This window comes from Burkholderia puraquae, from assembly GCF_002099195.1.
GTDB lineage: Bacteria > Pseudomonadota > Gammaproteobacteria > Burkholderiales > Burkholderiaceae > Burkholderia > Burkholderia puraquae.
This window is the reverse complement of record NZ_NBYX01000006.1, coordinates 47,800-67,374: the sequence shown is the minus strand read 5'-3', so window position 1 is coordinate 67,374 and position 19,575 is coordinate 47,800. Positions and strand designations below refer to the sequence as shown.

The window sequence follows — 19,575 nt, the reverse complement described above, 5'->3', positions numbered from 1 at the left end:
AAAGACGCCGCGGCCTGACCGGGCCGCGATCAACAAGCAACGCCGCGCCGCGCTGGCAACGGCGCGCACGGATCACATGGCACTCTAACACGCGCGCGGGCGCTGTCGGCAGCGTGTTGCGGGCCCGCGCAGCAAGGGCCGCCGCCGCGTGTTCGTCCCCTTGTTCGTCAGGCCCGGCCGAGCGCCGCGCCGAGCGCGCCGGACGCCGCGGTGAGGTCCGGCGGCGCGACGCCGGCCGCGATCTTCAGCAGCGCCGCACGCAGCATGTCGGACGCGTGGCCGTGCGCGTCGAGGCCGCCGTCGGCGAGCGGCACGCCGTGCGCCGCGCGCCGCCACGCCAGGCCGAGCGTGTCGGCCAGGAGCGCCGCGTGGCCGAGCCCGAGCGCGCACGCGGCCGTACCGACCCGGAAGGCGGCGCCGGACGCATGCCATGCGGCACTCGCGTCGGCCGCCGCCGGATCGGCAGCAAGATCGGCCATCGACGCATCCGCCGTCTGCAGGAAATCCTCATAGGCATGCGCATTGACCGTCACGACGCCGAGCGCGCGAGTCGGCGCGGCCGCGACCGCATCGTGCTCGGCCCGGGCGGCATCGGCCTCCCACAGCGCTTCGGACGCGGGCGTGCCGGCGACGTGCCAGTCGACCGTCAGCCCGTAGTCGTGCAGCACGTCGACGAGCGCGACATCCTCGGCCGCGGCGCCGAACAGCGCGAAATCGCGCCACAGCAGCGCCACCGTCTCGCGCACGAATTCGGGTGGCGCACTGCGCCGGCCCTGCGCATGCTCGCCGAGCAGCAGATTCGTCCGCGCGAGAAAGCGTTTCAGCTCGGGCGCGCCGCTTGCACGCAGCGCACGCACGCACGCGGCGGCAAGCCGCCAGAAATCGTATGGATCGTTGCCGGCAAGCGCGGCCAGCATCGCATCGAGTTCGCCGAGCGCCGCATCGGGCACGCCCTGTTCCGCCCGCAGCACGCCCAACAGCGCCTGTTCGTAGCGGGCACGAATCCGGGTCGCGAACGCATCGGGCAGCGCGCGCAGCGTGGCCGGCGGCACCGCGCGGCCGACGAGCGCGAGCGCGTCGAACGGCACATTCGCGCGCAGGTCGGCGGCACTTTGCGCGCGCAACGCACGGAAATGCTCGAAGAGAACGGGCGAGCACGCGAGCTCGCGCAGGTTGTGGCGTCCGACGGCCGCGCGGAAATCTCGCAGCGCGGCATGCCAGCCGGCCGAAGTCGGCTCGACGGCGACGAGCGGCACGGCGGCCGACAACTGCCCCGCGAAACGCGCGGCCGGCAGCCAGCCGGCTTCCGCCAGCACGGCCGCCGCAGCGGACACCGGCGCAGCCGCGTCGTCGCGACGCTCGAAGGCGTCGGCGGCCGCCGCAAGCCATGCGTCGGCCGCACGCACGGCCCCGCCGCGCGGGTTGGGCAGTGCGTCAGGGGGGGGAACGTTCGCCGGTTCTGGCCTCATGGACACGCGCGCCTGTCGTCGTCAAGTCGCTCGCGCGAGCCTCGACGCGCGAGCGCCGGGCCGATGCGAGGCCTGAGCGGTGTGTCCGTGGGCCAAGGGTCCGGTCAGATCTGGACCATCTCGAAGTCTTCCTTGCGGGCACCGCATTCAGGACACGTCCAATTGATCGGGACGTCTTCCCAGCGCGTGCCCGGGGCAATGCCCTCTTCCGGCAGCCCGGCTTCTTCGTCGTAAATCCAGCCACAAATCAGGCACATCCAGCTCTTGTATTCCATCTTAAGCCGCGTCGGGAAAGTCGGTAAATTCGGGAGCCATGATGGTACCGTGTCGGGGCCGGACTGCCTAGCAATCGCGCTGGAGTAAGGCGACTACGTTGCGCTGCGCTAAAAAATCCGTCGTGCAGGCCGGATTCCGCCGCATAATGGCTGAAAAGTGCGGCCTGCCGGGCAACACAGGGCCGAAAACGCCCATTTCGCCTCGCCGTCCGCCTATCCGTCGCTTGTCCGTTTTTCTCTTGCCCCATTTTTACATGTCCAGCAACGCCCCTCCGATCGTCCTCACCTTTGGCCTGTCCGATCCCACCGGCGGCTCCGGCCTCCAAGCCGATCTGATGACCCTGGCGAGCATGGGCTGTCACGGCGTGTCGGTCCTGACGGGCTACACCGTGCGCGACTCGGCCGCCTGCGATGAAGTGACCGGCCTCGATCCCGACGTGGTCGCCGCCCAGGCGCGCATGCTGCTCGAAGACATGCCGGTCGCGGCGTTCAAGATCGGCGCGGCAACGCGCGCGGAAGTCGTGAGCGCGATCGCCGAGGTCGTCGCCGACTACGACGGCGTGCCGCTCGTGCTCGCGCCCGACTTCACGCTCGACGACGAGCACGTGCTCGCAGCCGACGACCTGCGCGAATCGATTGCCGACCTGCTGGCGCCGCAAACCACGCTGCTGGTCGCCGACTACGCGACGCTGATCGCGCTCGCGCAGCCGGACGGCGACGCCGAGGCGCCGAATCTCGACGCGGCCGTCTCGCACCTGCTGTCGCAGGGCTGCGAGTACATCCTGTCGTCCGAGACGGGCTCGCACCGGCTCGTCAACACGCTGTACGGCGAGGAAGGCCAGCTCCGCGAGGACATGTGGGATCGCTCGCCGCACCGGCTGATGGGCATCACCGACACACTGGGCGCGGCCATCGCGGCGCTGCTCGCGAACGGCCAGGAGCCGCCCGAAGCGGTTCGTGAGGCGCAGGAATATCTGTACCAGGCCGTGCGTGACGCGTTCCGGCCCGGCATGGGTGCGTACCTGCCCGACCGGTTCTTCTGGGCGCGCAGCAACGAAGACTCGGACACGCCGCCGGCCGTGAAGGCCGACCCGGTGCCGAGGACGTCGCACCGGCATTGAGTCGCCTGCGGCGGGCCGGCGTTTGAGCGATCGAACGCCGGCCCGCCCTCGTCATCCAGGCTGCGCCCGGCATCGGCGAATCACGTAATACACCAACAACGGCCGCTGCCCGGCGCCCCCCTCCCACCTTTCCGGTTCCTGCCCTGCGTAGCCCGAGATCCGATTCATCGGCCCGCGCAATCCCGTCCATACCATCATCGCAGCCGAATCCGCGCTCGCGCCGTCCCCTGCTCGCATCGATTCCGGCTCACCGCTGAATCGACGTCGTACTTTTCACCGCCCGGGCTCGCCGAAAATCGAACCAGTCCAATAGATCGGTCGCCAAGCGCAATGCTAGGGTCCATTTCACTCAATGTGACGATGCAAAGGAGCATGCGATGGCGCAAGACATTTTCCTGAAACTGACCGGTATTTGAGGCGAATCTCGAGATGCCTCACATCCAGACGAGATCGAGGTATTGGCGTGGGAATGGTCCGCCGACCCGCCATCTGCCGCGCGCTCAGGGGCGGACAGCACGACAGGCAAGTGCGCGGCCAACGATCTGACCATCGAGCACTATGTCGATCGAGCATCGCCGATGCTCATGCTGCATTGCCTGAAAGGGAATCACATCGAGAAGGCCGTTCTGGTAGCCCGCAAAGCCGGCAGCATGCCACTCGAATACCTGAAGATCACCCTGGACGATGCACTGATCACACGAATCAATTCGGTCGCCAATGTGAACATGGCACGGCCACGCGAGGAAGTCCGACTCTCATTCGCCCGTATCCGGCAGAAGTATGTCGTTCAGAACGCCCAAAGCAGAAGTGGCGGGACGATCGCTGCCGAATACGACCTCAAAACCGGCAAAGCGACCTGAGAATCGGAGGCCGTCATGCTTTTCATTTCAAAGCAGGCTCATGTCGATGCCGAACGCGTGATCGTAAAAATATATTCGTCCATCGAACGAGGGCCACTGGAACACGTGAACGGAATCGTCGTCCATCAAACCGGAGCCGCCACCGCCTCGAGCACATTCAACAGCTACGGCAACACCGCACACGTACCGAACGGCGCACACTTCCTGATCGACAAGGACGGCACGATCTATCAGACGGCCTCCTTGCACAGAATCACCAATTACGTCGGGAAATTGCAGTCACGTTGCATCAGCACACTCCCGTGCTCCACCACGGCGCTCCGGGCGGCAAGGCAAACGTACCGGGCCGGCCCTGCGGCATTCCATCGCCACGAATCCCGGAAAACGTTTCCCGATCGCTACCCGTCCAACTCGGATTCAATCGGAATCGAGCTTGTCGGCACGTACTACCCCGACGAGAAAACTGCGGAACCGGTCTATGAAAGCGTCACGGCCGAACAAAATGCCTCTCTCAAATGGCTTGTCCGCGAATTGTCCGAGACACTGAACGTCGAGATGACAGAGGTGTATCGGCACCCAGAGGTCGGACGCAAGAACGCCACCGAAGCCAGCACTGCACAGTGGGAGTGACATGAAGGATCTAGCCAGATGTGCCGCCGCGGTTGCGTTGTGCATCCCGATCACCATCTGCCAGGCCAGAGGGGTGAGCGCCGTGACAATCGAGCAATCCGGCCAGACGTCGAGCCCGGACGATCCGATGACAAGGGACGCATGCGCGAACTTCACGCCCACCGCCGCCCAGCTTGAACGGTTCTTTTCCAGAGCAGCGCCGATTGACGGCAGGTTCGTGGCCCACGATTACTACTCGCCCTGCCATTCGAGCGGCACCGTATCGTTCCCGGACGGCAGTTCGGGAAGGTGGCGCGTTTACTCCAGCGGCACCGCGTCACTGACATGGGCGTCGAACGGCAACACTGTCTATCTCTACAACGGTCGCCATAACGGCTGGCACGACCCGTTCGCATGCAGCTACGGCCTTCACGATGAAGACGACGACGCTTCGTGCTACCTGCCGGGCTTCTGATTCCCATCGCGCCGACGCGTACACATAAAAAAAGACCCGCATCGCTGCGGGTCTTTTCTTTTGGCTGGAACGCGCATCGCTGCGCGCTCCGGACACCATCGACCGAAGTCGATTACATGTCCATGCCCATGCCGCCCATGCCGCCCGGCATGCCGCCCGGCATCGGTGCGTCTTCCTTCGGCAGTTCAGCAACGGCTGCGTCCGTCGTCAGCAGCAGGCCTGCAACCGAAGCTGCGTTCTGCAGTGCGGTACGCGTGACCTTGGTCGGGTCGACGACGCCGGCTTCGACCATGTCGACGTACTCGCCCGTCGCTGCGTTGTAGCCGTAGTTGCCCGTGCCTGCAGCAACTGCCGCCACCACGACGCTGGCTTCTTCGCCGCCGTTCGTGACGATCTGGCGCAGCGGCTCTTCCATCGCGCGCAGCACGATCTTGATGCCGGCGTTCTGGTCGGCGTTCGCGCCGGTCAGGCTTGCGATTGCCGTGCGAGCGCGGATCAGCGCAACGCCGCCGCCTGCCACGATGCCTTCTTCCACAGCTGCGCGCGTTGCGTGCAGTGCGTCTTCGACACGTGCCTTCTTTTCCTTCATTTCGACTTCGGTCGCAGCGCCGACCTTGATCACTGCCACGCCGCCGGCCAGCTTGGCCACGCGCTCTTGCAGCTTTTCACGGTCGTAGTCCGACGTCGCTTCTTCGATTTGCGCGCGCACTTGCTTCACGCGTGCTTCGATGTTCGCGGCTTCGCCTGCGCCGTCGATGATCGTCGTGTTTTCCTTGCCCACTTCGATGCGCTTCGCCTGGCCCAGTTCTGCCAGCGTTGCCTTCTCGAGCGTCAGGCCGGTTTCTTCTGCGATCACCTGGCCGCCGGTCAGGATCGCGATGTCTTCCAGCATCGCCTTGCGACGATCGCCGAAGCCCGGTGCCTTGACCGCAACGGTCTTCAGGATGCCGCGGATGTTGTTGACGACCAGCGTTGCGAGCGCTTCGCCTTCGATGTCTTCAGCGATGATCAGCAGCGGACGGCCAGCCTTCGCGACTTGCTCGAGCACCGGCAGCAGATCACGGATGTTCGACACCTTCTTGTCGTGCAGCAGCACGAACGGGTTGTCGAGGACGGCGACTTGCTTTTCCGGGTTGTTGATGAAGTACGGCGACAGGTAGCCGCGGTCGAACTGCATGCCTTCGACGACGTCGAGTTCGTCGGCGAGCGACTTGCCGTCTTCGACGGTGATCACGCCTTCCTTGCCGACCTTGTCCATCGCTTCAGCGATGCGATCGCCGATCGACGTGTCGCTGTTCGCCGAGATCGAGCCGACCTGTGCGATTTCCTTGTTCGTCGTGCACGGCTTGCTGATCTTCTTCAGCTCTTCGACAGCCGCTGCGACTGCCTTGTCGATGCCGCGCTTCAGGTCCATCGGGTTCATGCCCGATGCGACGTACTTCATGCCTTCGCGAACGATCGATTGCGCGAGGACGGTTGCCGTCGTCGTGCCGTCGCCTGCGTTGTCGCTGGTCTTGGAAGCGACTTCCTTGACCATTTGCGCGCCCATGTTCTGGAGCTTGTCCTTCAGCTCGATTTCCTTCGCGACCGATACACCGTCCTTGGTGACCGTCGGGCCGCCGAAGCTGCGCTCGAGCACAACGTTGCGGCCCTTCGGGCCCAGCGTGACCTTGACTGCGTTGGCGAGAATGTTCACGCCTTCGACCATCTTCGAACGGGCGGAATCGCCGAATACGACGTCTTTAGCTGCCATCTTCTAACTCCTTGAATTCTTGGGAATATGTACCGTCGGTGGACGCTTACTTGGCGTTGACCACGGCCATGATGTCTTCTTCGCGCATGACCAGCAGTTCGTTGCCGTCGACCTTCACGGTCTGGCCTGCGTACTTGCCGAACAGGACGCGATCGCCGACCTTCACGTCGAGTGCGATCGGGGCGCCCTTGTCGTCGCGCTTGCCCGGGCCGACGGCCAGGACTTCGCCCTGGTCCGGCTTTTCAGCAGCGGCGTCGGGGATCACGATGCCCGAGGCGGTCTTGGTTTCCTGATCCAGGCGCTTGACGATCACGCGATCGTGCAAAGGACGAAGGTTCATATTCACTCCTCTCTTGACTGAGATTGAAGAACGCTTAGGGAATCTGCCCGGCTTATCGCCCGGCAGAGAATTGTTAGCACTCTCGTGCAGCGAGTGCTAATTATATGGACGGGTTTTGACAAATTCAAGAAGGGGAACCAGACGAATTTTCAGGGCGGGGACGCAGCGGGAAACGCATGGGGGAGAAACGAAAAAATCCTTTAAAAACAATGCCACCACGAACACCGACCAGCCTCGCCGGCGGGCCCGCTGGGCCCGCGAGTCTCATCCAGCCCCGTTTGGACATCGGGTAAGCACGGAGTTCCTGCGATCGGCGGCATCGCATGAAAAACCGGTGCGGGCGTCGATTCCGTCCGCCGCAACGCGCCCGCCCGCCTCCGCCGGACGCCCTTCGCGCCCCCCTGACCGCAGATTCATCGGCCCGCATCGAAGCATACATTTTCATTACGCCAATGTTTGCGGTTTACCTCGTCTCCAAACACGCGTCGGGCCCCATCCGCAAGGCATCGGATTACCTTCGGTAATTTGGATGCGAATGTTCGGCCGGCCGGCGCTGCCGTCGTACGACCGGCCCAATGGCGGCCCTGCCTATCCGCTCGCGGGCCTCGACGTGCGCGTACGCATGCCGGGACACCGGTGCCCGGCCGTCGGCGAACGCATCGCACTGGTGGTGGATGGCGCGTTGACTCGCGCTCACATGCCTTCAGGCATCGGCGCAGCCCGCATCCGACAACGGCCGGAAAGTCCGGCCGTCCATCTCGACCGCCGCGCCCAGCAGCCGTGCGAGCCCCTTCGCGCCTTCGCGCATCACCACGTCGTGGTTCCATCGGAACAGCGGGCGGCCGAGCGGCTCCAGCCGGTTCATCCAGCGCACGTGCGTGCGGATGTGCCAGTCGTAGCGCACGATCGTGCGTGCGCCGTCGGCGATGAACGACCAACATCCGTCGCCTTCGATCGCGCCGCTCGCGCGGCCTTCGAGCGCATGCGGCGGCTCGACGCGTCGCACGCGCATGTCGAAAGTCAGCCGGTACGGCAGCGCCCCTTTCCACGTGTACCGGTGCAGCGCGCCGACGCCGCGCGCGTCGCCCGGCTCGATCTCGACGGTGCTCACGGCGCCCTTCCACCAGTCGGGCCAGCGGTCGACCTGGTAGATCGCGTCCCACACCACCGCGAGCGGCGCGTCCACGCGCCAGGTCGTCGAGAACCGGTATTCCGCCATGCAGCCTCCGGCATGCCCGTCAGGGGCACGAGTCAGCGCACCGCTCAGGGCGCGAAGAAGCGTTCGGGAAACGCGACGTCGATCTCGACATCGTCGAGCGTCACGGTTTCGAGCGGCACGTCGTCATCGTCCGCGAAGCTGACGACCTTCAGCGGAAAGCCGTCCTCCGCATCCAGCCACAGCCGGTAGCGATGCACGCCGTCGACCGCGTGCGCGGGCGCGCCCGTGACCGACACGCGCAGCGCGGTCCGGCCGCCGACGGCCTCCTCGCCTTCGGTCACCGTCGCACCGCCTTCCTGCAGCGCATGGACGTTGCGCAGCAGCTCGCCGACGTCCGACCGGTCGACCCGGTGGCCGCTGCGGTCGCGCACGAGCGGATTGGACGGCGACAGCGTCAGCGCGGGCGGCGCATGCGCGCCGAACGGACGCAACCGCACCTTGCCGTCGCCAGGATCGTACGCGAGCACCGCGCCGTGATGCGGCGACACGAAATCCATCCGGACGAAGCCCGGTTTCAGGTACGCGTAACGGATTTCCGTTCGTTCGCCGCTGCGCGCCGACGAGCGGATCGTCGCGCGATACGAGCGGACGTGGTCGAAATGCGCCTGCGCGACGGTCACGGGATCGGCGGTCATGCTCGCTCCTATCAGGCTCGCGGCCAGCAATGCGGCGATCACGGCGCCGCCTCGACATCGAGCACGCCTTCCATCCCGTGCTCGCGATGGCTCCTGAAAAACAGCAGTCGATGCGTGCAATAGTAGGCGAACCGGCCCGGCTGCGCCGGCGTGAAGCGGAACGTCTTCGGCGTCGTGCCGAGTTCGGTGTGCACCGCGATGCCGGCCTGCGGCGCGTCGATTTCGAAGCTGTGGGGCACCACGCCGGGTTCGGCCGACACGGTCAGCTCGACCGGCACGTGCGCCCGCACGATTACGTGGTTCGGCCGGAAGAAATAGCTGCCGCCGACGATCGCCACCCGCTGCACGCCGTCGGCGTCGACGGGCACACGCACCGGCGCGCCGCCGTCCGCCCGTACCAGCGCGGCGCCCGTGGCGAGCGCCGCCAGCACCGATATCAGCACGAGTCCCTTCGACATCGTCGTCTTCATCGCCTGCTCCGTGCCGGCGGCGCGCACATCATCCCTTCCACGCGTCGGTCGGGCCGCCGAGCGCGCCGCACACGTCGATCGCGATCTCGCGCAAGCGCCGTTCGTCGCCGCGACCGGACAGCGCATAGCCGACGCCGCGATCCGACCAGAAATACGTGTAGCGGCCGTCGCTCGACATCGCCTGCGGCGCAAGACGGCGCGCATCGTACGCTGTCATGTACAGCGTCACGCGCTCGCCGTCCGCACGCTGGTACATGAGCTGCGCGGCCGGCCTCGCGTCGCCGGGCAGCAACCGGCCGCCCAGCAGCGTGTAGCCGTATTCGTCGAGCGACGGCGCACGCACGGGCCGCCCGAGACGCGTGGACAGCCACGCGACGAGGCGTTCAGGATCGCCCGCGCCGACCTCGACCGGATGCTCGCGCTCGGCCGCGTACACCGCATACGCGACATCCGCGCGCGCGGCGAACCCCGGTTCGCGGTCGAATGCCGTCCAGCCCACATGCAATGCAATGCCGATCAGCAGCCCGGCTGCGAGCCCCGCGAACGCATACGCGACACTGCGCCGGCGCGGCGCGCGGCGCTGCACGAACAACGCGGGCGCGGCGCCCGGCAACGGAAACAGCGCCTGCAGCGCGTCGCGCTGTGCGCGGTAATGTGCGAACCGTTCGGCTTCTTCCGGATCGGACTCCAGGCGCTCGAGCATCTCGCGCCGCTCGTGTCCGGACAACTCGCCGTCCAGCAGTGCGGACAGCAGTTGCGCCGACGCATCGTCGTCCCGCTCGTTGGATGGCTTGCGCGATTCGTCCATCATGGCTTCCCGATCACCCGTAACGCGGCCGTGCCGTGCGTCGACGGCTCGTCCGACAGCAGTGCGCGCATCTGCCCGCGCGCCCGCGCGAGCCGCGACATCACCGTTCCCACCGGCACGCCGAGCACCTGCGCGGCGTCGCGATAGCTCAATTCCTCCAGCGCGACCAGCAGCAGCACCTCGCGCTGCTCGACCGGCAGCCGGTACAGCGCACGCTGCACGTCGCGCAGCACCAGCCCGCCGATTTCGCCGGCCGGCGCGGCCATCGTCTGCCACGGCGCCGTCGCGTCGTCGACCGCGATCTCGCGCCGCGCGCGCAACTGGTCGACGAAGCGGTGCCGCAGCAGCGTCAGCAGCCACGCGCGCAGGTTGCCGCCATCGCGCGGCGGGCGGTTCAGCGCACGCTCGAGGGTGTCCTGCACGAGATCGTCCGCCCAGGCCCGGTCGCCCGTCAGCGCGCGCGCATAGCGCGTGAGATGCGGCAACCACACCAGCAGATCCGATTCGTAGCTCATCAGGATGCCTCGCGTCACCGCGCCGTCACGGACGCGCGACGTGCCACATGCCGCCGATCCCGTCGCCGCCGGCGTCGCCGGCCTTGCGATCCATCTTCCAGCGATACAGCGGGCGCCCGCGGTACGCCCATTGCTTCTTGCCGTCGTCGCGCGCGACGAGGCTCAATGCGCCCGCAGCCTTGTCGTACGCATCGGCGAGCGCGGGCGGCCAGTTGGCCGCGCACGCGCTGTCGCATGCGCTCTTGCCGGGCGCGTCGCGATCGAACACATACAGCGTCATGTGATCTTCGTCGACCAGTTTCCCGTCGGCGACCCGTGGCAGTTCCGCGGCCGCCGGCCGCACGATCGCCGCCAGCAGGGCGGCGGTGAACAGCATCCTTTTCATTCCCGTTCTCCTTTGCGTGACATCGCGGCGGCACGGCGCGGTCGGACGGGACGATCGGCTTCGTCGCAACCATTATCCCGCCGGGCGGCCGTGCCGTGGCTCGGTATGTAAACGGACGGCGGCGGCCGGTTATTCCATGCCGCGCGGCGACGATCGACGGCCATTCATGCGACGAAACAGGGCGGGACACCCAAAAGACAACGCGGCATGACATCGCTGTCATGCCGCGTTGCGCGACCCGTTGCGCACGGCGGCCGATCCCGCGCCGCCGTGCAGGTCCGGCCGATTACTTCGGCAGCGCTCCCGTCAGCGACTGGAGCAGCGACGACACCGGCGCGAGCGGGTTGCCCGGCGCGCTGTTGCCCGAATGCGGCGTGACCGACAGGCCCGGCGCGGAGCCGAGCGCCGTGCCCACCGTCGTGCCGACCGCGTTGACGATCGTCGCCGTCGCGTTGGCGCCCGTCGTCAGCAGCGAGCCGACCGCACCCGCCGTGCCGCCGGCCGCGTTCGCGCCCGAGCCGAGCAGGCTGCCGCCCGCCGCTGCCGTCGAACCGGCCGCGCCCGACAGTGCGCCAGCCGCCTGCCCGAGGGCGACCGGACCGTTCGCGAGTGCGCCCGTCACCGAACCGAGCGCACCGGTCAGTGCGCCCGCGGGGTTGCTGCCGCCCGTCAAGCCGTTCACGAGGTTCGTGATCGGTGCGATCGGGTTGTTGCCCGCCGCGCCCGACAACGTGCCGACGACCTGGTTCACGACGCCCTGCACCGGTGCCAGCGGGTTCGAGCCGCCGAGGTTGCCGAGTGCGCCCACGACGGAGCCGACCGCGTTACCCAGTGCGTTCGTGGCAGTACCGACCGCATTGCTGTTGCCGAGCGTGCCGACGACCTGGTTCAAGACGCCCTGCACCGGCGCCAGCGGGTTCGAGCCGCCGAGGTTGCCGAGTGCGCCCGTCACCGAGCCGAGTGCGCCGGTCAGCGCGCCGGCTGCGTTGCCGCCCGTCGGCAGCGCGTTCTGCAGGCCGTTGACGAGGTTCGTGATCGGCGTGATCGGGCTGCCGCCACCTGCGCCGGACAGCGTGCCGACGACCTGGTTCACGACGCCTTGCACCGGCGCCAGCGGGTTCGCGCCGCTGAGCGCGCCCGTCACCGAGTTCAGCGCGTTTGTCAGGCCACCGGCCGGATCGTTGCCGAGCGTGCCCGCGAGTTGCGTAACGACGCCTTGCACCGGCGCCAGCGGGCTCCCCGCGCCGCCGACGTTGCCGAGCGTGCCCGTGATCGTGTTGACCGCGTTGCTCAGCGTGCCGGCCGGGTTGCCGCTGCCGAGCGTACCCGTCACCTGGTCGACGACGCTCTGGATCGGCGCCAGCGGGTTCGACCCGCCGCCGATGCCGCCCAGTGCGCCCGTCACCGTGCCCAGTGCGCCGGTCAGTGCGCCTGCCGGGTTGCCGCTGCCGAGCGTACCCGTCACCTGGTCGACGACGCTCTGGATCGGCGCCAGCGGGTTCGACCCGCCGCCGATGCCGCCCAGTGCGCCCGTCACCGTGCCCAGTGCGCCGGTCAGTGCACCTGCCGGGTTGCCACCGCCGAGCGCACCCGTTACTTGATTGACGACGCCTTGAACCGGCGCCAGCGGGTTCGACCCACCGCCGACATTGCCCAGCGCACCGGTCACCGTGCCGAGCGCCCCCGTCAATGCACCTGCCGGGTTGCCACCGCCGAGCGCACCCGTTGCGGTACCGAGGGCGTTGCTTAGCGTCCCGGTCGCCGTGTTCAGTGCGCCAGTCAGCGCACCCGCCGGATTGCCGCCGCTCACTGCACCCGTCACCTGATTCACGACGCCCTGGACCGGCGCCAGCGGATCCGCGCCGCCGCCAATAGCGCCCAATGCGCCCAGCGCCCCCGTCACATTGCCAATCGCACCGGTCACCGTGCCTGCCGGATTGCCAGCACCCAGTTCACTCGCCACCGTACCGAGTGCCCCCGTCAACGCGCTCGCCGGGTTGCCGTTATTGAGCGCCGTCGTTACTTGGTTGACGACGCCTTGAACCGCGCCCAGCGGATACGAGCCGCCGCCGACGTTACCCAGTGCGCCCGTCACCGTGCCCAGTGCGCCGGTCAGTGCACCAGCCGGGTTGCCGCCGCCGAGCGCACCGGTCACTTGGTTCACGACGCCTTGCACCGGCGCCAGCGGATTCGACCCGCCGCCGATACCGCCCAGTGCGCCCGTCACCGTTCCGAGCGCCCCCGTCAACGCACCAGCCGGGTTGCCGCCACCGAGCGCGCCCGTGACCTGATTGACGACGCCTTGAACCGGCGCAAGCGGATTCGACCCGCCACCGAGACCGCCCAGCGCACCCGTCACCGTTCCGAGCGCCCCCGTCAACGCGCCTGCCGGGTTGCCGCCACCGAGTGCACCCGTGACCTGATTGACGACGCCTTGAACCGGCGCCAGCGGATTCGACCCGCCACCGACATTGCCCAGTGCCCCCGTTACCGTGCCAACCGCATTGCTCAACGCACCCGTCGCCGTATTCAGTGCACCGGTCAGCGCACCCGCCGGATTACCGCCGCTCAGCGCACCCGTCACCTGATTCACCACACCCTGTACCGGCGCGAGCGGCTGCACCGTGCCGCCGCCCAGTGCGCCCGTCACCGCCCCCACGGCGCCCGACAGTACCTGGCCGGGATCGCCCAGCGACGTCTGGATCGCGCCCGACCCGCCCGCCGTCACGGTGACCGAGCCCAGCGGCGACGTCCCGGTCGCGACCAGCCCGACCGACACGCTGTTCGTCGGCGGGTTGACGATCACCTGCGGGATCGGCAGCGAATCGAGTGCCCCCGCCATCGCTGAACCCGAAGCCAGCCCCCCGAACACCGTCGCGACCGACAACGCCACACCCGTCAACTTAAGATTTTGTCCCATCTTTATTTTCCCCATCTCGGTTGGCACGACATTGATAAAGCATGGGGACGGATTGCATGAAGCGTGCCAATTCCAAGAACCGGACTAATTCATCTGTCTATTGACGGGCAATAACGCTTTTTTAATCTATTTCAGCCGAAATGCACGGCTCCGGCACCGCAATCATCTGATGAAAAAGGCCGGTGGAACACGGATGTAACGTAACGTTTGCGAGCCCCGTGGTAACGTGTTCCGGTACATTCCACGTAACACCGGAACGCCCTGCCGCGACGGTGCGCTACGCCGTCACGACCGGCTGTCCATTACGTATTTCATCAATATGAAAATGCATTGATGAATCGCTGATTTTCTGATTTTCTTTATTTCGCGATTATCTTTCTTGCTGATTACGCAGATCATTTCCGATTGCGCGGCTTCCGATAATTCGGATAGCAGAATGAAATATTGTGAAGGCGGCCTCACAACCGGCACGGCGCGCACGAGGCCGTGCGCGCCGCCGGATCAGCCAAAGCGCGCGGGCCGGTACGGATGGGGATCGATGTAGGTCGGCGCGCCCGTCATCATTTCGGCGAGCAGGCGCCCGGTCGCGGGGCCGAGCGTGAGCCCGTGGTGGCAATGGCCGAACGCGAACCACAGGTGGCGATGGCGCGGCGCGGGCCCGATCACCGGGCGCATGTCGGGCGTGCACGGCCGCATCCCGAGCCACGGCTCGGGATCGAGCCGCTCGCCGATGCCGAACGCGTCGCGCGCCAGCGGCTCGGCGCGCATGAGCTGCACGCCGGTTGGCGGTGCGCCTCGCAGCGCGATCTCGACGCCGGTCGTGAGCCTCAGGCGGCCGCCTTCCATCGGCGCGACGACGAAACCTTCCTCGGTATCGCACACGGGCACGTTCAACGTCGCGCGCGTCGGCCGGTAGTGCATGTGGTAGCCGCGCTTCGCGCGCAGCGGAATCCGGTAGCCGAGCGGCTCGAAGACGTGGTCGGACCATGGCCCGAGCGCAACCACGGCCGAGCGCGCCGAGATCGGCCCGTGTTCGGTACCGACCTGCCAGCCGTCATCCATCTGCACGAGCGTCTTCGCATCGCCGAGCACGAACGTGCCGCCGTCGCGCTCGAACAGCCGCGCGTAGGCCTTGGTCAGCCCGCCCGGGCTCGACACGGTCTTCGGGTCCTGCCAGTGAAATGCGCCGCAGAACGCGTCGCTGACTCCGGGCTCGCGCGCGCGCAACGCACGTGCGTCGAGCACGGTCATCCGCAGCCCGTGCGCATCGGCCACGCGCTGCTGCGCGCGCGCTTCCACGTCGAACAGCGCGGGCGAACGGAACGCTTCGATCCAGCCGCCGTCGTGCACGAGCGGCTGCGCATCCGTGCGCGCGAGCAGCGCGTCGTGCTCGACCACACTCGCCGCAACGAGCGGCAGCAGGTCGCGCGCGGCGGCCGCGAGCCGCTGCGGCGACGATTCGCGCCAGAAGCGCGCAAGCCAGCCCGCATACGCGGGCAGCGCGCGGTAATCCCAATAGAGATCGACCGAGCGGTTGCGCGCATAGCGCAGCAGCGTGCCGAGCCGGCGCGGAAACGCGTACGGCACGACCGACGAGCGCTCGATCAGGCCCGCATTGCCGTGGCTCGTTTCCTCGCCGGGCGCGCGCCGGTCGACGAGGGCGACGCGCAGCCCGCGATCCTGCAGATGCAGCGCCGACGACACGCCGACGATGCCGGCCCCCAGAACGATGACGTCGAAATCCATGGTTCCCCGTACTGCGTCGAGATTCGATGCGACACGCGCCGGCCCGGCGGCCGGCGCGCGGCCGTGGTTACTTCGCGACGATGTCGCGCTTGAAGTACTTCTGCGACAGCGCGCTGAGCGTGCCGTCATGCTTCAGCGCATCGAGCGCGCCGACGATCTTCGCCTGCAGCGCCTTGTCATTCTTGCGCACCCCGAAACCCGTGCCTTCGCCGAGCGTCGCCGGATCCTTCAGCGGCTCGCCGACGATCTGGTAGTCGCGGCCGGCCGGCTTGTCGAGGAACCCGTCCTGCGCGGTCTGCGCTTCCTGCACGGCCGCGTCGAGACGACCCGCGACGAGATCGGCGTAGATCTGGTCCTGATCCTGGTACGACACGACGGCCACGCCCGCATTGGCCCAGTGCGCCTTCAGGAAATCCTCCTGCGACGAACCCTGCAGCACGCCGACGTGCTTGCCGCGCAGGCTCGCGACGTCAGGCCGCAGCGGCGAGCCGTGCCTGGCGATCATCACGATCGGCACCACGTAGATCGCCGGCGTGAAGTCGATGCTCTGCCGGCGCTTCGAGGTGATGTTCATCGCCGAGTTGATCGCGTCGAACTTGCGCGCCTGCAGCGCCGGGATCAGGCCGTCGAACGAATTCTCGACCCATACGCATTTCATGTTCAGCTTCGCGCACACCGCGTTGCCGATGTCGACGTCGAAACCCTGCAACTGGCCGGCCGGCGTCTTGCTCTCGAACGGCGGATAGGCGGCTTCGATCCCGAAGCGCAACGTGGTCTGTTCCGCCTGGGCCGTGACGGCCGCGCAGGCAAGCGCCGCAGCGGCGCAAAGGGAGAGCTTCCAGTTCATGACGGTCCTTCCGTGCTGGATTGAGGCGATGAAGATCGGTACACGACGGCCTCGGCCGGGCGCCGGATCGCCATTCGAAACAGGCGGCCGCCTCACGGCGACGCGTCGTGTCCTGCATGCGAAATATAGACTTAAAGTCCACTATAGACTATAGGGGATACGAGAATCGCGCCCCCGGTACACGGCGCCGAAAATTCACCCATCACGCTGAATGCCCTTGATTTCCCGGTGTTTTTTCCAAACCGAGCGACAACACAAAGTCGCGAAAAGAAAAATTCGCCATATTTTGTTTGTCTATATTAGACTTTTCGTCCATCACGAACACTGCCGGACACCGTCGATCAAGACAGTCCTGTCCGGCCCCGACCGGAGATGCCCCCATGACGCAAACCGCCCCGACCCTGCCGCTGACCGTCGACGAAGCCGCGGTGCGCGCGGCCCTGCCGTCGCTCGACGTGCTCGGCACGCTGCGCCGCATGTTCGCGTCGCTCGCTGCGGCGCGCGCGGTGCAGCCGCCGCAAACGCTCACGCTGTTTCCCGACCAGGCCGGCGACTTCATCACGTATCTCGGCGCGCTCGCCGACGCGCAGGTGTTCGGCGCGAAGCTGTCGCCGTATGTCGTGACGGGCGGCAAGCCCATCGTCACCGCCTGGACCGCGCTGATGTCGATGCGCACCGGCCAGCCGCTGATGTGGTGCGACGCCGGGCTGCTGACCGTCGAGCGCACGGCCGGCACGACCGCGCTCGCGGTCGACTGCCTCGCGCCGCGCGACGCACGCCATCTCGCCATCGTCGGCGCGGGCGCGGTCGGCCTCGCGCACTTGCGGCACACGGCGGGACTGCGCGACTGGGAGACGATCCGCGTGTATTCGCCCGCGCTCGCCGGCGACGCGGCGCAGCAGGCGACGCTCGCGCAGCTCGATCCACGCGCACGCGCCGCGGCAAGCGTCGCAGCCTGCGTGCGCGACGCGGACGTCGTGATGCTGTGCACGTCGTCGGGCACGCCCGTCCTCGGCGACGGGATGCTCACGCGCCCCGCGCTCGTCACGTCGATCAGCACGAACGTCGCGCGCGCACACGAGATACCGCCCGCGTGGCTGCCCGACATGGACGTGTACTGCGACCACCGGCACACGACGCCCGCGAGCGCCGGCGAGATGCAGATCGCGGCGGCCGAGCACGGCTGGGAAGCCGCGCGGATCGCCGGCGACCTGCCTGCGCTCGTCGCCGGCACCTGCCCGGCGCCGTCGTACGCCCGTCACGCATTCTTCCGCTCGATCGGCCTCGGGCTCGAGGACATCGCGATCGCGCACGCGCTGCACACGCACCTGACGCGCGCATGAGCGGCACGCGAGCGCGGGGCCGATACAATGGCGCAACCGCCGCCGCGGCCGCGCGCGGGCGCACGGGCATGCCGGCCAACGGTGTGCCGGCGCGCCTGCCCGATGCGCCGCCCGGCCCCCGCCCACCCGAGATGGCGACACCGATGCGCAAGAAGAAATCCCCCGTCAAAGACCTGCTGCTCACCCGCTATGCGCCGATCGCCGACGGTATCGCCGCGCTGTTCTTCCCGTACGCGGAGGTCGTGATCCACGACCTGCACGACCAGACCGTGCTGTATCTCGCGAACAACCTGTCGAAGCGCGAGGTCGGTGACGATTCCGCGCTCGAGGAAATCGATCATTCCGCACGCGAGCGCGTGATCGGCCCGTACGAAAAGCTGAACTGGGACGGCCGGCGGATGCGCTGCGTGAGCAACGTGCTGTTCGGCGACGAAGGCCGCCCGGCCGGAATGATGTGCATCAACTTCAACATCGCGGTGTTCGACGAGGTGCGCGCAACGCTCGACCTGTTCATCAAGGGCGCGGGCGTCGTCGCGCAGCCGGACGAGCTGTTCCGCGACGACTGGCAGGAGCGCATCAACACGTTCCTGCACGGCTGGCTGCGCGAGCGGCAGGTCGGGCTGAACGGGCTCACGCGCGAGCACCGGCGCGAGCTCGTCGAAGCGCTTTACGCGGAGGGCGCGTTTCGCGGCAAGAGCGCGGCGAATTACGTCGCGAACGTGCTCGGGATGGGCCGCGCGACGGTCTACAAGCACCTCAAGCACCTGAAGGAAACGCAGGGCGACGCGTAAATGAAACGCGCCGCGGACTGGTTCGCTGGTTCGCTGGTTCGCTGGTTCGCTGGTTCGCTGGTTCGCCGGGACGCCGGGACGCCGGACGCGCGGCGCCGGCCCGGATCGGCAATCGCTAACGGGACGCCGCTTCCGTGTCTATGCTTCGTGATACGCCGGGCGCCCGTTTCACACGGCGCCCAGCCAAGATGAAGCGTCGAAGCACAAAATGATATAGTCCCGGTTACACTTTTTGCTGCCCGGAACCGCCCATGACGACCGCTCCCGCCCCGACTGCCCGCCCGACCCTGACCGTCGAAATCTGGTCCGACCTGATCTGCCCGTGGTGCTGGATCGGCAAGCGCCGCTTCGACGAGGCGCTCGCCGCGTTCGCGCACGCCGACCGTGTCGACGTCGCGCTGCGCGCGTACCGGCTGATGCCCGGCCAGCCCGTCGAGCCGGTCGAGGCGATGCTCGCCGGCAAGTACCGGATGTCGCCCGCCCAGGTCGACCAGATGCTGCGCCAGGTGACCGATGCGGCCGCGAGCGTCGGGCTGCGCTACGACCTGCCCGGCACGCTCGTCGGCGACACGCTCGACGGCCACCGGCTCGTGAAGCTCGCGGAAGCGACGGGCCGCGCGCACACGCTCACCGAGCGGCTGTACCGCGCGTACTTCTGCGAGCACGGCTCGCTGTTCGATCATGCCGAGCTGGCCGAACTCGCGGTCGACGCGGGGCTCGAGCGCTCGGCCGTCGAAGCCGTGCTGCGCAGCGACTTGTACCGCGACGAAGTCGAAGCCGACGCCGCCCGCGCCGCGCAGATCGGCGGAAGTGGCGTGCCGCTGTTCGTGTTCGGCGGCCGCTACGCATTGTCGGGCGCACAACCGGCCGACGCGTTCGCGCAGGCGCTCGACCAGGCATGGCGCGACGGCATCGTCGAACTCGACGGCAGCGACGCGGCCGCATGCGGCCCCGACGGCTGCGAACTGCCGGCGCGCTCGTAACGCCCGTCGCA

General features: G+C 67.6%; 19 protein-coding genes and 1 pseudogene. 7 read left to right on the top strand and 13 right to left on the bottom strand.

Annotation, left to right across the window (positions count from 1 at the left end):
- Positions 1 to 167: 167 nt before the first annotated feature.
- The gene (locus tag B7G54_RS13980; RefSeq protein WP_085039607.1) at positions 168 to 1,469 is read right to left on the bottom strand and encodes a FimL-related protein; all 1,302 of its coding nucleotides are present in this window, start codon (positions 1,467 to 1,469) and stop codon (positions 168 to 170) included.
- 104 nt (positions 1,470 to 1,573) lie between these two features.
- Entirely contained in the window at positions 1,574 to 1,744 is a 171-nt protein-coding gene (locus B7G54_RS13975) for a rubredoxin (protein ID WP_004186709.1), read from the bottom strand.
- A 254-nt stretch (positions 1,745 to 1,998) separates the two neighbouring features.
- Here B7G54_RS13975 and B7G54_RS13970 point away from each other — a divergent pair, with 254 nt between their 5' ends.
- From B7G54_RS13970 to B7G54_RS13955, 4 genes and pseudogenes are all read left to right on the top strand, one after another.
- Positions 1,999 to 2,865 carry a hydroxymethylpyrimidine/phosphomethylpyrimidine kinase gene (locus tag B7G54_RS13970; protein ID WP_085039606.1) on the top strand — a complete coding sequence of 289 codons (867 nt, stop codon included), beginning with the start codon at positions 1,999 to 2,001 and terminating at the stop codon, positions 2,863 to 2,865.
- Positions 2,866 to 3,242: 377 nt separating this feature from the next.
- Positions 3,243 to 3,725, top strand: a pseudogene (locus B7G54_RS13965) (Hcp family type VI secretion system effector).
- A gap of 15 nt (positions 3,726 to 3,740) precedes the next feature.
- Positions 3,741 to 4,355 carry a peptidoglycan recognition protein family protein gene (locus B7G54_RS13960; protein WP_085039605.1) on the top strand — a complete coding sequence of 205 codons (615 nt, stop codon included), beginning with the start codon at positions 3,741 to 3,743 and terminating at the stop codon, positions 4,353 to 4,355.
- A gap of 1 nt (position 4,356) precedes the next feature.
- Positions 4,357 to 4,809, top strand: a complete 453-nt coding sequence (locus B7G54_RS13955) for a hypothetical protein (RefSeq protein ID WP_085039604.1) — start codon at positions 4,357 to 4,359, stop codon at positions 4,807 to 4,809.
- A gap of 112 nt (positions 4,810 to 4,921) precedes the next feature.
- On the opposite strand, the gene groL is transcribed toward B7G54_RS13955, so the two are convergent.
- The 11 genes from groL to B7G54_RS13895 form a co-directional block, all read right to left on the bottom strand.
- Positions 4,922 to 6,562 (bottom strand): chaperonin GroEL, encoded by a 1,641-nt coding sequence (gene groL / locus B7G54_RS13950; protein ID WP_085039603.1) that lies wholly within the window; start codon positions 6,560 to 6,562, stop codon positions 4,922 to 4,924.
- Positions 6,563 to 6,608: 46 nt separating this feature from the next.
- Entirely contained in the window at positions 6,609 to 6,902 is a 294-nt protein-coding gene (gene groES / locus B7G54_RS13945; RefSeq protein WP_011351136.1) for a co-chaperone GroES, read from the bottom strand.
- Between the two features lie 703 nt (positions 6,903 to 7,605).
- Positions 7,606 to 8,121, bottom strand: coding sequence for an SRPBCC family protein (locus tag B7G54_RS13940; RefSeq protein WP_085039602.1), 516 nt, complete (start codon positions 8,119 to 8,121; stop codon positions 7,606 to 7,608).
- A gap of 44 nt (positions 8,122 to 8,165) precedes the next feature.
- A complete protein-coding gene (locus tag B7G54_RS13935; RefSeq protein WP_085039601.1) occupies positions 8,166 to 8,798 on the bottom strand; it encodes a LolA family protein in 633 nt (210 codons plus the stop codon).
- Positions 8,795 to 9,226 (bottom strand): cupredoxin domain-containing protein, encoded by a 432-nt coding sequence (locus B7G54_RS13930; RefSeq protein WP_085039827.1) that lies wholly within the window; start codon positions 9,224 to 9,226, stop codon positions 8,795 to 8,797. The genes B7G54_RS13935 and B7G54_RS13930 overlap by 4 nt, the downstream gene beginning before the upstream one ends.
- 28 nt (positions 9,227 to 9,254) lie before the next feature.
- A complete protein-coding gene (locus B7G54_RS13925; protein WP_085039600.1) occupies positions 9,255 to 10,037 on the bottom strand; it encodes an anti-sigma factor family protein in 783 nt (260 codons plus the stop codon).
- The gene (locus B7G54_RS13920; RefSeq protein WP_085039599.1) at positions 10,034 to 10,549 is read right to left on the bottom strand and encodes a sigma-70 family RNA polymerase sigma factor; all 516 of its coding nucleotides are present in this window, start codon (positions 10,547 to 10,549) and stop codon (positions 10,034 to 10,036) included. The genes B7G54_RS13925 and B7G54_RS13920 overlap by 4 nt, the downstream gene beginning before the upstream one ends.
- A gap of 25 nt (positions 10,550 to 10,574) precedes the next feature.
- Entirely contained in the window at positions 10,575 to 10,934 is a 360-nt protein-coding gene (locus B7G54_RS13915) for a COG4315 family predicted lipoprotein (protein ID WP_085039598.1), read from the bottom strand.
- A 286-nt stretch (positions 10,935 to 11,220) separates the two neighbouring features.
- Positions 11,221 to 13,854, bottom strand: coding sequence for a beta strand repeat-containing protein (locus B7G54_RS13910; RefSeq protein WP_085039597.1), 2,634 nt, complete (start codon positions 13,852 to 13,854; stop codon positions 11,221 to 11,223).
- 501 nt (positions 13,855 to 14,355) lie between these two features.
- Positions 14,356 to 15,600 (bottom strand): NAD(P)/FAD-dependent oxidoreductase, encoded by a 1,245-nt coding sequence (locus B7G54_RS13900; RefSeq protein WP_085039596.1) that lies wholly within the window; start codon positions 15,598 to 15,600, stop codon positions 14,356 to 14,358.
- A 67-nt stretch (positions 15,601 to 15,667) separates the two neighbouring features.
- Positions 15,668 to 16,447, bottom strand: coding sequence for an ABC transporter substrate-binding protein (locus B7G54_RS13895; protein WP_085039595.1), 780 nt, complete (start codon positions 16,445 to 16,447; stop codon positions 15,668 to 15,670).
- A gap of 380 nt (positions 16,448 to 16,827) precedes the next feature.
- On the opposite strand from B7G54_RS13895, the gene B7G54_RS13890 reads away from it, so the two are divergent.
- The 3 genes from B7G54_RS13890 (at position 16,828) to B7G54_RS13880 (ending at position 19,564) form a co-directional block, all read left to right on the top strand.
- Positions 16,828 to 17,790, top strand: a complete 963-nt coding sequence (locus B7G54_RS13890) for an ornithine cyclodeaminase family protein (RefSeq protein ID WP_085039594.1) — start codon at positions 16,828 to 16,830, stop codon at positions 17,788 to 17,790.
- Positions 17,787 to 18,581 (top strand): helix-turn-helix transcriptional regulator, encoded by a 795-nt coding sequence (locus B7G54_RS13885; protein WP_085039593.1) that lies wholly within the window; start codon positions 17,787 to 17,789, stop codon positions 18,579 to 18,581. The genes B7G54_RS13890 and B7G54_RS13885 overlap by 4 nt, the downstream gene beginning before the upstream one ends.
- A gap of 251 nt (positions 18,582 to 18,832) precedes the next feature.
- On the top strand, positions 18,833 to 19,564 hold the full coding sequence (locus tag B7G54_RS13880) for a DsbA family oxidoreductase (RefSeq protein WP_085039592.1): 732 nt from the start codon (positions 18,833 to 18,835) through the stop codon (positions 19,562 to 19,564).
- Positions 19,565 to 19,575: the final 11 nt, after the last annotated feature.